The sequence below is a fragment of the Gellertiella sp. DMC107 genome, from assembly GCF_056313605.1.
Map to the genome: position 1 here is coordinate 314,386 of NZ_JBQUZZ010000006.1, position 14,606 is coordinate 328,991.

At 63.8% G+C, this 14,606-nt stretch carries 9 protein-coding genes; 1 reads left to right on the forward strand and 8 read right to left on the reverse strand.

Features of this window, described 5'->3' with window-relative positions:
• Positions 1–24: 24 nt before the first annotated feature.
• The 8 genes from ACT54B_RS19480 to psrA form a co-directional block, all read right to left on the reverse strand.
• Positions 25–987, reverse strand: a complete 963-nt coding sequence (locus ACT54B_RS19480; protein WP_476047355.1) for a helix-turn-helix transcriptional regulator — start codon at positions 985–987, stop codon at positions 25–27.
• 176 nt (positions 988–1,163) lie between these two features.
• A complete protein-coding gene (locus ACT54B_RS19485) occupies positions 1,164–5,060 on the reverse strand; it encodes a hypothetical protein (RefSeq protein WP_476047356.1) in 3,897 nt (1,298 codons plus the stop codon).
• A 28-nt stretch (positions 5,061–5,088) separates the two neighbouring features.
• The gene (locus tag ACT54B_RS19490) at positions 5,089–10,032 is read right to left on the reverse strand and encodes a VWA domain-containing protein (RefSeq protein WP_476047357.1); all 4,944 of its coding nucleotides are present in this window, start codon (positions 10,030–10,032) and stop codon (positions 5,089–5,091) included.
• Positions 10,033–10,126: 94 nt separating this feature from the next.
• Positions 10,127–11,002, reverse strand: a complete 876-nt coding sequence (locus tag ACT54B_RS19495; RefSeq protein ID WP_476047359.1) for a hypothetical protein — start codon at positions 11,000–11,002, stop codon at positions 10,127–10,129.
• A 1-nt stretch (position 11,003) separates the two neighbouring features.
• Entirely contained in the window at positions 11,004–11,444 is a 441-nt protein-coding gene (locus ACT54B_RS19500; protein WP_476047361.1) for a hypothetical protein, read from the reverse strand.
• A 12-nt stretch (positions 11,445–11,456) separates the two neighbouring features.
• Complete coding sequence (locus ACT54B_RS19505; protein ID WP_476047363.1) at positions 11,457–11,951, reverse strand: hypothetical protein; 495 nt, start codon at positions 11,949–11,951, stop codon at positions 11,457–11,459.
• 222 nt (positions 11,952–12,173) lie between these two features.
• Positions 12,174–12,338 carry a hypothetical protein gene (locus ACT54B_RS19510; protein WP_476047365.1) on the reverse strand — a complete coding sequence of 55 codons (165 nt, stop codon included), beginning with the start codon at positions 12,336–12,338 and terminating at the stop codon, positions 12,174–12,176.
• A gap of 10 nt (positions 12,339–12,348) precedes the next feature.
• Positions 12,349–13,455, reverse strand: coding sequence for an iron-containing alcohol dehydrogenase PsrA (gene psrA, locus ACT54B_RS19515; RefSeq protein WP_476047366.1), 1,107 nt, complete (start codon positions 13,453–13,455; stop codon positions 12,349–12,351).
• Positions 13,456–13,610: 155 nt separating this feature from the next.
• On the opposite strand from psrA, the gene ACT54B_RS19520 reads away from it, so the two are divergent.
• Positions 13,611–14,471: a LysR substrate-binding domain-containing protein gene (locus ACT54B_RS19520; protein WP_476047368.1), complete on the forward strand. Its 861-nt coding sequence runs from the start codon at positions 13,611–13,613 to the stop codon at positions 14,469–14,471.
• Positions 14,472–14,606 lie beyond the last annotated feature (135 nt).

Consider the following 14,606-nt stretch of genomic DNA (forward strand, 5'->3'; position numbering starts at 1 on the left):
AGATCTACCTGCCGCAATGGCTTTTCATCCGTGCCGCCCATAGGGGCGCAGTTCGCACGGATTCTCACGAACATAGGCAATGAGATAGCGCCGCTTTTCCTGGCCGCGCACCCCGAGATCGGAGAGGTCAGGTTCGTTGATGTTAAGCACCGATGGGGCAGTCTTTGCAGCGCGGGCATATATGGAGCGCCAGGCATGCTTGATGGTATTGGACGACAGCCCGATATCAGCGGCGATCTCGGTGTCCGACAGACCTTCCAGCGCGCGCAGCAGAACCCGCTTTTCCGCATGGGAAAAGCCGAGCTGTGGCCGGGCATAGGAAAACAGGCGCGCGGTCATGGAATCGGGAAACAGCGGCTGGGCCTCGGAACGGTCACGAAGCATCGCGACCCGCGCCGGACCGTCGCCGGCCGGGAACCGTTGCACCTCGCGCATGCCCGATTGCAGCAGCGTCTGCGCTACCGGCTCCGCATCCTCCCGCAGGATTCGGGCCAGATGATACCCTTCATGCGTTTTGATATAATGCTCGATGGCCTTGGCCAGCATGGGCCGAAGCAGATAGGGATCGGTAATGTCCGGTGACTTGCCAAAGCCGACGACGAAGAGATTCAACGTCCCATTGCGATTGGCAGCAGCAATTTCGCTCCTGTCGAGATGCAGACGTGATGTCCCGGCAATGATCCCGGAAAGGACATCCATGGCAAAGGGTCGCGTCCGCGGCTTCAGATAGGCCTCCACCGTCTCGTCGCTGACAAAGAGCGAAACCCCGACGGCGCCCATCTCCCATTCGCCTGCCGCATTCATCCATTCGATGCAACCGGCATTGAGGCACTCGGCCCGCAGCATGTCCTCGAAAACCTGTTCGAGAGCCGGAAGGAGGGTTGAAAAGGCAGGATCGGCCCAGGCAAGCGACCGGGCGACCGCAGGAGCATCCTGGACCCGGGCGAGCCGCGTCCGGATATGCGCCGCTTCTGTGCGTATTGCCATGAAAACAACCTGATGAAACCTGTGATTACACTTTCAAAATATAACGCTCATGACAAGTACCGCCTGACGGGTATCGCGTGGCAAATCTCTCCCGGCCACCACCCTCAGTGTGGTGGCCGGCTCCTGACCAGCGCGTAGCCCCCGGTCGGGGCGGGTGCGTTTGCCGCTGCGGTTCTCTAGGGCTTTACAGCAGAGCCGAGGCCCGACAGGCCGAGCAGCAGGCTGTTATAGCCCTGCGTTGCACCGAGGCCGAGGCCGGGACTTGTCTTGCCATTCGACGGCGCCGGTTGTGGAAGGCCCGCCGGCGGAACCGAATTGGCCGCGGGAGACAGGACATCGCCCGCCCCCGCGCCAGCACCGCCAAAACCGCCGCCTGTTGCCGGAATTGGCACGGTCGGCTGGAGGGCCGGGTTCGGACGGCCGTCCGGCAACTGCTGCTGCAGGCCGGTCGCGCCAAGGGGATCGACCATCGATGACCCATTTCCGCCGCCGCCTGCCGGAAGCGGAACCGTCGGCTTCAGCGCCGGGTTCGGGCTGCCATCCGGCTGCGTGGTCTGGACACCGGTCTGGCCCAGCGGATCAACCTGCCCTCCGACAGCGGTTGCCGGAAGCGGCACGGTCGGCTGAAGCGCGGGACTGGAGCTGCCATCGGGCTGCGTGGTCTGCACGCCGGTCTGACCGAGTGGATCGACCCCGCCCGGTGCGGACGCCGGAGCCGGCGCCTGGCCGGGTGCGGGTCCGGAACCGGGTGCAGGGGTTTGCACGGAGCTGCCATTCGGGGTGAATTTTCCGCCGGCCTTGAAATGGGCTTCAACGACATTCTGTTCGGCATTGCCGAGGTTCCTCAAAGCCCTCTCGTAATCTGCCTGGTTCTCGGGGGTCGGGTTCGCCTGGGCGCGCGAGCCGGCTTCAGCCGCACGGCGCGCGGCTTCCTGGGCCGTGGCCCTCGCTTCGTCCACGTCCTTCTGCCCGTATTGATAGCCGGGCGGCTTTTCGGGCAGGCCACGCGGAATGTCGCCCCCCGTCGCGGGCATCTGTCCCGTCGGGTCGAGTGCAGGGTTGGGCCGTCCGTCCGGGCCGGTCGTCTGCACACCCGTCTTTGCATTCGGATCGACCGGACTGCTGCCGCCAGAATTTCCTCCGCTGCCGTTTGCAGCCGGGTTCATGCCGGTCTGCGCCTTCGGGCTGACACCGCCGCTGCCATTCGGTGTCGGCATCTTCGGCGGATTGCTGTCACTGCCGGAACGCGACCAGGTATTCAGGCGATCCTGCATGGCGGCATCGTAGTCCCGCATGGCCTTTTCATAGTCCTGGCGGTTCTGGGGGGTCGGATTGGCATCCATGCGTGCCTTTGCATCATAGGCGCGCTGTTGCGCGCCGACGGCCCGCTCATGGGCGGCCTGCGCTTCAGCGGCAGAGGCGCGCGCGCTGCCCGGGGGCGGGCCACCGGGCGGTCCCTTTCCACTGCCGGGGGGCGGGCCTCCGGGTGGTCCATTGCCACTGCCCGGGGGTGGGCCGCCGGGTGGTCCATTGCCACTGCCGGGGGGCGGGCCTCCAGGGGGTGGGCCACCGGGCGGAGGGGGTGGGCCGCCAAAGCCCCCGCCACCGCCGTTTCTTGCTTCCCAATAGGGGTCGGTGCCGTAGCGGCTGCGCAAGCCACCTTCGATGGCGCCGCCAAGGCTTGAGGCACCGTTCAACAGGAAGGTCGTGGAAATGCCGGTCAGTTGGGCCAGCATGGCGCGTGACACACAGGACTTCGCGTATTTCTTGGCCCCGTCCTTCACCTCTTTCCAGTTCTTCGGAAGATTGGGATTGCCGGTCTCGAAGGCGTTCATCCCGGCATCCATGGCAGCGGAGGAGGCCATGCAGGCAATCTGCGACAGCAGCGTCTTGATGACCAGCACGAAAGCATATTCGACCAGCGCCTGCCCCCATCCTCTCGCCCCGTAGCCGAGTGTCTCGCCCGTGCGCGGATCGATCTTCCACCACACTTCGCGGCCCGGTTCGGCTTTTGGCGGAACAAGCACATAGGCGCCGGTGGCGAGGTCCGCCCCGAGTCGCGTCGCAAAATCCGGGTCGAGGCTGGCGAGCAGCGGGTCGGACCGGTCGCGCACCAGCGTCCACCCCTCTGGTTCCCGGTCGAGCGCGGTGGCGGCATTCAGCACGTCACCGCCACCGCCACCAAGCGCCAGGGCTTCGGTCAGCGTATCGTGAACACCCTGAACCAGTCTCGCCTTGAAGGGCTCGACGGTGGAGAACGGATCCACCGCCACGCCGCTCGAGACGATGTCGAGCGCCGCCTTCGTGATGAAATCGCCGGTGTTGCGATCCCGGCCAAGCTCGTTGTGAAGGGCCACCACCATCGGCTTTTCGAGATAGACCGCATCGCCGACCGGGCTTTGCGAAAAGCGCGCGCTGACGAAACCGTCGAGCACCACCGGTACCGGCTTCATCTTGCCGAGAAGTTCGACAATGTTCCCGGGTATCTCTCCGAAGGGATCCTTGGCGATTTCGTCGAGGATCGGCTTGTTCGCCACGATCTGTTCGGCCTGTCGGGCAAGGATCTGCCCGGCGGGCGGCGCTGCCGGGAGGATCAAGGCCTCGACCTGGCCGAGCATCGCCATCGAGCGGTCGAAGCGGTTCTTTTCATCCAGCTTGAGCGTGGCGTAATCCCCCTTCGCCCGAAAGGCGGGACCGGCGATATCGAACAGGGTGCGGCGGATCTCCTCCGGCGGAAGACCGGGCCGTTCGATCGAAAAATCCAGCCATTCGGCGGTGAGTTCTCCCGCGCTGTCCACGGCAACTGCCTCGCCGGGAACGACCTGACCGGCCTCGCCCGGCAGGGACAGGGCGTCCACCACCTTGCTGATATCGCCTGCGACCGGGACGCCGATAACCGCAAAGGGATTGACGGGCGCCGGCGTGAGGTTGATATCGCCATTGTCCTTGATCGAACCCTGATTGAATTCCCGGTCGCCGATCGTGAGGGTCGGCAACCATTCCTTCTGGGTTGCCAGCGCGGCACGAAGCTTTGTCTGCAGATCGTCGGGCGTGGTTGTCGGCCAGGTCGCCGGCCATTGGGTCGGATAGTGATCGAGACGGATCATCTGCCCCACCATATCGGCTGCCCGCACGGTCTGCTCGAGGACGGTTCCCGTCAGGGCCTTGCCGCCCTTTGCCTGTTCGATGACCAGACGCACCGTCACGCGATGCCAGAGATTTTCCGGCAGGTCGGCGGGGGCAAGCGTTTCGGTGGCCACGGTCAAGGCATTGCCGAAGGCTGCGTCCGGCTCCAGCGGATCGGCCGCTTGCCAGCCGTTGTCATTGACCTCTACCCACCAGTGGTCGGCAAGGGCACGGCGAACCATTTCTTCGTCGACCTCCTTCTCGCGATCCGGAGGGAGGGTGCCGAAGGCCGACGCGAGGGCGGAAACACCCGTTGCCGTCATGTCGCGCAACCGGGTTCCGGCAACGGCCGCACGGGCCGCGCTTGCCTCGAGCGATCCAAGGATCGCATCGGGTTGCAGGTCATAGGAGGCCGCAAGCTCGTCGGGACGTTCGGCCGGGGCGGGACCGGCCGTGGCCTCCGCCGCCTGTCCGTCGGGCCATGGCTTGCGCCACCCGGCAATCAGGCGATCCATCGTCGGCGCATCGAGTGTGCCATGCGCGAGCCGCACCTCGAAGCCGGCCAGCTCGTAAAGCCGTGCAAGCAGCAGTGACTGGTCGAGACTGTTGCCCCGCTGGTCCATGAGAACGCCGACAGGTCCCCGTAGCGCCCCCTCATAGGGAACCCATCGCGTGCGGCTGCGAAGAAAACCATACAGCAAGGGCGCATCGATGCCGATCGTGTCCACCACGTCCTGCGGATCCCAACGGTCGCGCGGAATGTCCGCCAGACCGTCTTCCAGGGCCTGCAGGCTGCGCTGCATGGCAATGGCGTTGCGCGCGGCAACTTCCGTTTTGGCAGCCGTATCCAGCTCCTGCGCCGCCAGCGGGTGAAACGCAAGCAAGGCGGCAAGCGTCGCCGCCAGGCATTTCCGGCTTACCTGCACGACCGACTTCCAGCTTGTCATTCTGCTTCTCCTCATGGCGCTCTGTCCGTCATGGCCGGGCCAGTTCCACACGTGTCGTCCTGCCTTCATTCACCACGGTCTGCTCAAAGACGCGGTCTTCGCCGGGGCCAAGCACCACGCGATAGGTTCCGGCCGGAACAGGGACGGGTGCCCCGCCCACCGTTCCGGATGCAACGGTCGCCCCCGCCGCGTCGAGGACGCGGAACGGCTCGGTCACGGCCTGTTGCATGGCCTTGGCAAGACCGCCGGCATCCGCTGCATCGAGGAAGGTGCCGCCGCCCTTTTCTGCCCATTCGCGGAATGTCGTCTTCAGGTCCTCGTTGTCGATCGCAAAGCCGACGATGTTGACCCTTACATCCACGCCGGACGCCCTGAGCGTGGCAATCGCCTCTTCAGGATTGCCGCCGCAGGTCTCCTCGCCATCCGTCACGAGGACCACGAGCTTCGGTCCGCTGTTCGCGGTGAGATCGCCGGCAACGGCGGCAATGGACGCAGCGATCGGGGTCTTCGACAGATTGATCGAGCGGATCATGCCGATATTGGCGGCCATGAGGCCCGGGTCCAGCGGCGAGAGTGGCGAGCGCAGGTTGGTGTCGCAGGAATCGGGCGCAGTATCGCCGAAGACACGCAGCGCGGTCGGCGTACCCGCCGGTATGATGCCCGCCGCAAGCTGTTTCAAGATGTCCTGGGCGATCTCGATCTTCTGCCGGCCGTCAAGCCGCTGCAGCATGCTGCCGGAGGCATCGAGGATCAGCTCGAGGGCGGCCTGTCGCGGCCGCGTATCGGCGATGGCGGGGGCGGCGGGCAGGGCGGCCCCCGGAACCGGTTGGGGCGGCGCTGCCACTTCAATTGCGCCCGGTTGCGGTGGCGGCGCCTCCGACTTCGTCAGCGAGAGCGTGTAATAGGCCGGCCGCCGCAGGTAGGCAGCCACCCGTTCATAGACGACGTCCATTTCCGGCTGTGTCCGCGCCGACGCATAGACGCCACCATTGGCCGCCACCAGATCCTGCAGCAATTGTCTTTCCCGCCAGGGATGGTCGAACGCGCCGATATGCGCGGCAAAGATCCGGGTGCGGGTTTCGGCCAGCCGCTTCCAGAGCTGCGGCTGGAGATCGTAGCCGGAACTGGCCGCATCGGTAATGACAAGAATGGCCTTTGCACCCGTTCGGTCCGCCATGCCATCCATGGCGTTGAGAAGCGTGCGCTCAAGTCCGCTGGACGTGCCGCCGGGCGGCGAGCGCGACAGGGCGGCCGCTACCTCGAAGCCATGCTCGCTCCATTTTTCCATCAGGAACGGCAATTCGAACGGCATGATGTTGACCGCCTCGCGGCCGAGACGAATTCCATCCGAAAAATTGTTCAGCCCGGACAGGATGATGGGGAGGAAGCCGGCGATACTGCCACTGGCATCATAGGCGATTGCAACCGAGCGCGGCGGCTCGAACACCTTGATGCGATAGCGAAGGCCCGCCGTGACAGGCGCTTCGATCTGCTGGCGCCGCGGGCCGCTGGCAAGCATGCGCGGCACGATGATCTTTCCATCGGGACCGGTTATTTCGACAGCGGCCGCCAGCAACGGCTCGCCGGTCATGTCGAGCATGATCCGTTCGACACCGTCCGGCGCAGTGAAGTCGAACCAGTCCGTATCCGTATCGACCTGAACCGCATCGGCAACCGCCGTGGCGAGGGCAATCCTGCGCGGCGCGGTTTCACTGTCGCCATCGGTGAGGGTCGCCACAGGCGATGCCTTCACACCGTCTCCGTCACGAAAATCCGCCTGCGAAACCGGCTGGTCCATGCCCCACTCGCCATTGACGGGCAGATGCTCCGTATCGATCGGCGCTTCCGAAACCGAGAGGCGAACCGGCATTTGCAGTTTCGCGGCGGCGCTGCCGGCAGGCAGCGCGGAAAACTTCAGGAAGCGGACAGGGAGAGGCGCGGCGAGAGCGAGTGCCCTGCCAGCGCCCTCAGGTGCAGGCCGCATCACGCCGATTGCGGTGAAGGGTCCGAGCGCACTTTCCGTGCTTGCGCTCACCTCGATCTCGCCCGGACGGATTGCATCCGCGACTGGCGGCGCGTCCGTCCAGTCGATGCCGGTGACCACGGCCTGCCGGTCATCGACAAACCCGATCACGAATTCGGCGCGCTCCTCGGCCGCGACAGGAAGGGTCTGCGGCATTGACCCTTCCTTCAGCATGGCCGAGCCATCGTCATAGTCCGCTCCGATCTGGCTCGAGGACCAGACGAGATGCCCGCCATGGCTCTGTTTGCCGACGTCGATCGAAATGCCGGACGGAACACCGGGGCTCGCCACCACCTTGAACTCCCCGAGCCCGACGCGGCCCTTTCCCGCATGGCTCGTGAGCAGCGTGAGCCGCGCGGCAACCGCCTTGACCGGGGTCGGCAGGGCAAAGGCCTGCTCCATGTTCACGGGTTGCAGGTGCCCCTTCAGAACGGGCGTGAACGCTGTTCCGTCGGTGGAAAGCTCCAGCTGGAAATCCGCGAGCAACTCGTCCGGCGCCTGCGCGGAAGGGAAATAGGGATGCAGGAGGATACCCGAAACGGGTTGGGGCCCCTGCCCGCCGAGCGCAACCGTAACCGCACGCGGCCCGGCTGCAAGATCGGTGACGTAGCCATCCGACGCCATCAACCCGTCGAAGAGAAATGCCGCCGCCTGCGTCGCCGCGGGATCCGAGGGATCCTCGATCACATGGCCTCCGAAAGCGGGCGCTGCGATATCCAGCCCGCCACGCATCGATACGGGAACGAAGGAGAGGTTGGAACGGGTCTGGGGATCGACGTCGTCTCGGATCGCGACGCTGCTGGAGGCGGTGGATTGACGCCCATCCTCCGATTGCGCGCGCACGGTCAGCAGGACGGTTTCCGTTTTCCAGGAATCAGCCATCGCCACGGCCGAAACCGGAAGGTCGAGCGCCTGGCCGGGCGCAATGGATTTCGCCTCGCCGGGAAGATCGAGCAAAAGCTGATGCGCGGAGGAGCGCCCGTCAAGGCGGAGGGACAGAGCATCGCTGCCGGTGTTTTCGAGATGAAGCGTTCCGGCCGTCCTCTGGGCATGGGGCCAATAGGCGGCAAGGCGGGGTTGAGCGAATGTGAGGCTCATGACCAGCGGCAAGGGAGGAGGAACCGCATCGCCGCCGGCTGGCGGTACGAACGGATCCAGCAGGTCGAACGTCACCTTGTAGGCCGAGGGATCCCCTGCCAGCGCATTGAGCACGAGCTGGTAGGACCCGGGCTGCCAGACCGCATCGATCCTCGCTGCCTTGCCATCGGCGACGCCGGCAGGCTGATCCGGCCTTGCAAGGCCGCGCACCACGCTCCAGGCAATCTGCCGGCCTTCGGCGGGCGTGATCGTCAGGGCCGCATGAACCGGGGTCGACAGGGAAAAACGGTATCGGTCGGTGTCGCTGAGATCGGCCACTTCTCCGGATCGTTCCACGCCGAAGGCGAGCCGTTCGGCGCCGGTTTCGCTGTCATTCGGCTCTCGCTCCATTCCCGGCTGAGGCATTCCGGCAGATTCGACCGTGAGACGATAACGGGCATTCACTCCGGAAACGACGATCTGATAGGTCTGCGGAGACAGAAGCAGGCGATCGAGCACGATCGGCGCGCCATCCGCCGCGCCCTGTCGCAGGGCTCTCTGCTTGCCCTGCCCGTCCTCGACCGCGAGGCTGACGGGAGCGCCGGCCGCATCTCCCTTCCCGGCGACGACAAGGGCGATTTTCCACAGATGCGGCGCGCCGGCCGGCTGGAGCAGGAACCGGTCGGTATCGGTGCCATCGAGACGCCCGTCGATCTCTCCTTTTCCCGGAAAAGCGGCCTTTCCGGCAGATGCAAGAATATCGGCAAGACCGGGCGTGGTCGCCATGTCGTTCGGCTCCGTTTCCTGCCCCGGCAGCCGCTTGCCCGCCTGCCGCAGCAGCAGGCGATAGTCATCGGCAGGCGGCGCATCGCCGGTTACAACGGCCGCATAGTCTCCGGCCGGAAGAACGAGATTGCCCATCGAGACGCTCGATCCGGATTTGCACAGCAGGGGTACGCCGTCTGCAGCACTCAGGCAGAGCTGCCGTGCCTCTCCCGCCTTTCCTTCCAGCTGCAGTTCAAGCCGCCGGTCTGCCAGTTGCGGCGTTACGGAAAAACGATAGGCATCGACATCCGAAATCCGGCTGGCATGGCCGGACACAGCCTTTCCGGGCTTGAGGGGAAAGCCGTCCGCCGGTGTGTCGTTCGGCTCGTCTTCGGCTTGCGGCCGACGTGGCCCCTGCGGGACACGCGTCACGTGAAAATCAAAGGGAGAAGAGCCTGCCGCACCGATCTCGATCGCGACATTGCCAGCGGAAAAGCCCAGATCGTCGAAATGAAGCGGTGCCGTAACCGGACCATAGAAAGAGGTTTGCCGCTTGCCATCCTGCGATATCGCAACGGATGCGGCGGCACCGAGCGGAATATCCACATCGAAGCGGAATTGCCGGCGCGCATCGGCCTCACTGAACGGCCACTCGATATGTACCGGCTTCCCCGGTTCGGCGCGGCCCGATTTCCGGTCGGCGCCGGTCGGCGCGGCAGGCGTTGCGGCCAGAGACCACGACGTATCCGGTCCCGCATGGGAAAGACCGATGAGGTAGGTGCCTGAAGGGAGAAAGACGCGCTCCGCCTCGGCCCTGCCGGCCTGGGGTTCGGCAACGACGGTCACCAATGCGGGCCCGATCGCCCCTTCGAAATGCGGAATATAGCCGTGAATCTCCGCCCTCACCTGCGTGCCATATCCGCCGGTCAGCGTCAGGTTCCAGCTCTTGGCAGCATCGCTGTCGTACACAAACCACCGGACGAAATCCTGGTCGTCTCCGGCAAAGGCGCCTGTGACGCAGAAGGCGCCCTTGGTCTCCGCCCCCGGGGTCGTCTCGTTGTCCTCGGCATTTGCTTCCACGCAGGCAGGCGCAGCTACGTCGGCCACGGCCACGGCGTCCCCTGCTGCCGCCCGCGCAAAGGACCCGCAAGCCAGAAAAAGCGAAAGGGCAAGGCCCAGGACATCAAGACGCAAGGCCCGGCTATTCATCGGCGACAAACAGCCTGTAGGTCCGCAGGTCCGTCTCCGTCAGGAACGCGTCGTCGGCGCAGCGATTGGACTTGACTGCGGTCCACTGGCCGTTCGTCTTTTCCAGCAGGGCTTCGAGCACCCCATCCTCCGGGTCCTGCTCGCAGGGTCCCCAGACCGCCTCGCTAAGCGGTCGACCGTCGGATTTCTGCCGGGCCTTGCCGGCAAAATAGGCTTTCACGCCATCGGAGCGCAGCGTATCGACGATGAAGACGATGGGAACCTGGCTGCTGATATCCGCATTGGCCCGCCGGACCGCATCGAGAATGGCCTTTCGCTCGGGATCGTTCTTCCCGACATTGTGGACACCCTGGCGATCCTTCTCGGAAAGTTTGGAGAACCGCACCGGCGAGATCATGTCCGCCACGTCCTGGCTCGACCAGAAGGGTCCGCCCGTGCAAATCATATCCGGCGTATAGCCGCCCCGGCTGTCGAGATCGCTCCAGGTTCGATCATCCTTGAACCAGGAAAACGCAACCTGCATATCGGCCTCGCTGGTTGTTTCCGGGCAAATGCGCCGGTCGGGGCCATGCCCTTCCCCCGCCGCTGCCACCATGCGGAAGGACACGAAGGCAGCCGTCTCACCGGCGCGATCCTTGTATTTGCTGAAGGAAACGACCGAAACGGTGGGATAGTCGGATGGCGTCCGCGCAAACAAAAGCGACAGCAGCTCTTCCGGGCACGCCTCCTCACCCGCCTTCTCCAGAGCCTTCGGATCGGCGGGAACCGGAAACTGCATCCGGCAGGGTCCGGCTGCGGCGGCGCTGCCCGCCAGGGCGATCACCGCGAAGGCAAGAGCTGCGCCGCATGTCTTCAACCATGTCTTCATGTCATGTCACCTCATCATTCTGGGCCTTCGGGCCGGGCTTCATCGCCCGGACCAGGAGATCGGCAAGGAGGATCGAAACCACCGCCGATCCCGCCGCAACCGGGAGGACAGCGAGAGGCCAGGCCCCCCGCACAAGCCCGACCGCATAGAGACTGGCGAGAAGGATCGCCGGGAACGTGGCGGCAAGGAGGGCACAGCCTGCAATCGCCCGCAGACCGGCGATACCCCTCCGGGACAATTCTCCATGGAGCGTCGCGACCAGAAGGGCCGGAAGAGTGCCCAGCAGATAGGCGGGCGCCGCAAGAGCGGCCAGCCGGCTGAAACCGTCAAACCGTCCGCCGAAGGCGAGCATGAAGCCGCATGCCGCGAGCCCGGGCATGGCCAGCACCACGATCCAGAAGTGCCGGCGCCGGTCCCGCCCGTCCAGGGCGTCGAAAACCATGACCGTCGCTCCTCACGACGGTGGCTTGACATCGTCATAGCGCACACGCGTCTCCGTGCCCTGTTTTTCCGAGACGAGGCGATGCGGCAAGCCGTCGTCCTCCCCGATCCAGACCCGTTGCGGCCCGAGGTCGCCGACACCGTTCACAGGCGGCATGGAATAGGAATATTGCCTTGCCTGCACATCATCGACGGGTTCCACCGCACCGGCCGTGCAATCCCTCAGCGCGTCTGCCGTGGGCATGATGGAGGTCTGCAGGGCCTTGCGCGTCCCCTCGCCGAGGGACTGCTTCGACCAGGTATCGCCGTCCTTGCTGTAAAGATCGTTCCCCACCATGACCTGCTCGGCAATCACGGCCCCCTTCAGGCTTACGGTCTGTCGATAGCCCGGAGCCTCAGAGAGCCTCGTATAGGAATCGAAGATGGTCTTGCAGGTTTCGTCCGCAAGGGCAGGCCCGGTCAGACAGACCTGGCAGAGAAGGACAAGGCCTGACAGAACCCGGTTCATCGGTGGATCTCCTCCTGATTTTCGACCGAGTATCGGCAGAGGAGGCCAAGTTGGATACTACCTTAAAAGGTGGCACCGCTATTGGCGGAGCGCTTCGGCGAGCACGAGGGCCCTGGTTCCATCGTCCAGTCACTTGAGCGGCAGCCGGCCGGTAATGATCGAGATATTGTTGGGATTGGTGAAGCTCGGAATCACGGACAGAGCGCTCGTGTTTGTACCGGACTACATCAAGCGATCGAGATTGGGCGCCAGCCCCTTTTCGATCGCTCGTTCAATATATCCTGGTTCCGATCCGTCGATGCACAGCACCACCACGGGCCGGTCAGGGCGCTTGTAGCGGCGCCCGTTCACGACGATCTCAAGATCATTTTTGACGGAGGTGTTCATGGATAGCTCCTTATGCTGCCGCAAGGATTGCTTCGCGGCTGCCGATAAAGTTGCGGCCGCGCTCGCCCAAAAGGGCGTCGTTGATAGCGCTTCGCCAGCTTTCGCGGGTCACGCCATAGTCCGTCGCTTTGGTAGACACCCCTAAGCTCGCCAGAAATGCGTCGAGATCACTCGCGCCACGGAGAAGGTCGCTTCCGAAGATGCGTTTGAGAGCGGCATCACAATCCGCGTTTTTCCCGATGACACTGCGCAGGATCATCGGCAAGGTGAAGGAACACGCGACCCCATGGACCGTGCCGTGGTGGAGCGTGAGGAAATAGGAAAGCGAGTGCGCAAGCGCGGTCTTGGTATTCGAGAAGGCAAGGCCCGCAAGGAGGCTCGCCTGGGACATCCGGGACCTGAGATCGAGATCATCGGGACGTCGCAGCAATTCGGGCAGAACCGTCATGATCTCATGCGCGGCGAAAACGGCGTGGCTTGACGAAACCGGGTTGGCATTCACGTTCCAGATGCTTTCCAAGGCATGCGACAAGGCGTCGAGCCCAGTGCTCAACGTCAGCCCGCGCGGGATGCCGAGGGTAAGTTCCGGATCAAGAATGGCGTGTTCGGGATAAAGTCTCTCGTGGGCGAGTGAATATTTCTGCTTCGCGTCGGTATCCCACACAGTGGCCCAGCAGGTCACCTCGCTTCCGGTGCCGGACGTCGTTGGTACGGCAATGATCGGCAGACTGAGCAGAGAGTCTGCACCAGCACCTCCCTGGATATAGGCCTGGACACGGGCGAAATCATTGCCGGAAGCGGCCAACACCTTGGCTGTATCGATGACCGAGCCGCCGCCAATTGCAACGATCACCTGCGGTGCCTCCTCGGCCGCCCCGAATGCGGCGCACGCGGCGCGCAAGCCCCGGAAGCTCGGATTAGGCTCGACGTCTCGCACCAGAACCGATGGACGGCCTGCCTCTTTTGTGACGCGATCCACCAGTGCATCGAATGCAGGATGGTCGTTGTAAGTCAGCAGGCAGTACCTGCGCCCGGCAAGCTTTTCGCCGATCCTGGACAGGGATCCGGCTCCAAAAGTGACGCGGACCGGGTTGGCGTATTTCCATGATTGCGACATCGCATTCCTCCGAACTTGTCTTCCTGAGGCCATAAGGGCGCCGCTCGTGCCATTTGTCCAATTGATAGTTTATTTATTTTCCATTCAATAAACCTATGGACAGCGCGCGCGGATCAGGGGAAGATGAACATCTTCATTTTGGTAGGAGCATGCAGGTGGCCATTGTTTTCACGCACCTCCGGTCATTTCATGCGGTAGCCGAACACCGCGGATTTACAGCCGCTGCGAACGCGCTGCGTGTGAGCCAACCGACAGTTACGACCCAGGTCAGGGAGCTTGAAGAGCGCTATGGCGTGGAGTTGTTTCTCCGGCAGGCCCGTCGTGTAGAACTGTCGGAGACAGGGCGCGCGCTCTATGAAATAAGCACGCGCATCTTGAAGTTGCACGAAGAAGCCGAAGATCTTCTTTCTAGCAGCGGTCAACTCACGAGAGGGCAATTGAAGATTGCCGCCGTGGGGCCATTTCACGCAACAGAAATGATCGCACGGTTTGTAGCGCGTTATCCCCTCTTTAAGGTCAGCATGCTGCTGGGCAATTCCGATCTCACGCTCTCGCGAATTCTCGATCTTGAAGCCGATGTCGCGGTATTGGCCCATCTCATAGACGACCCCAGGGTGCACACCGTACCCTTTAGTACGCATGAGGTCGTGGTTTTTGTAAACTGCGACCATCCTTGGTATGATCGAGACGCGATCAACATCAAGGAGATTGAAGGGCAGGCGCTCATTCTTCGTGAACAAGGCTCTACAACCCGCCGTGCGCTGGAGAAAAGTGCCGAAGCTGCGGGCGTGGCCCTGCACCCGTTCCTGGAAATCGGCAGTCGCGAAGGCGTGTGGAAAGCGGTCGAACGAGGGCTCGGTATCGGCGTCGTCGCCGATTTTGAGTTTGTTTCTCACCCCCGCCTGAAAACCATTCGCATTTCCGATTGCGCCGTGAGGACGGAGTATAGGCTTGCCTGCCTTCAGGAGCGACGTTCCTCGCGCAAGATCAATGCTTTTCTGGAGGCAGTGCTGTAAGAAATGCCTCTAGGTTCACCGTGCCGCCGATCCGCTGTTCCGGACCTTATCGCGGATCGGTTTCCCTGGGGCCGGAAAGTGCATCCAGCTTTGTTTTCCTGAGTGAAAGCGGGCTCTATACTGCAATCGGCGAGT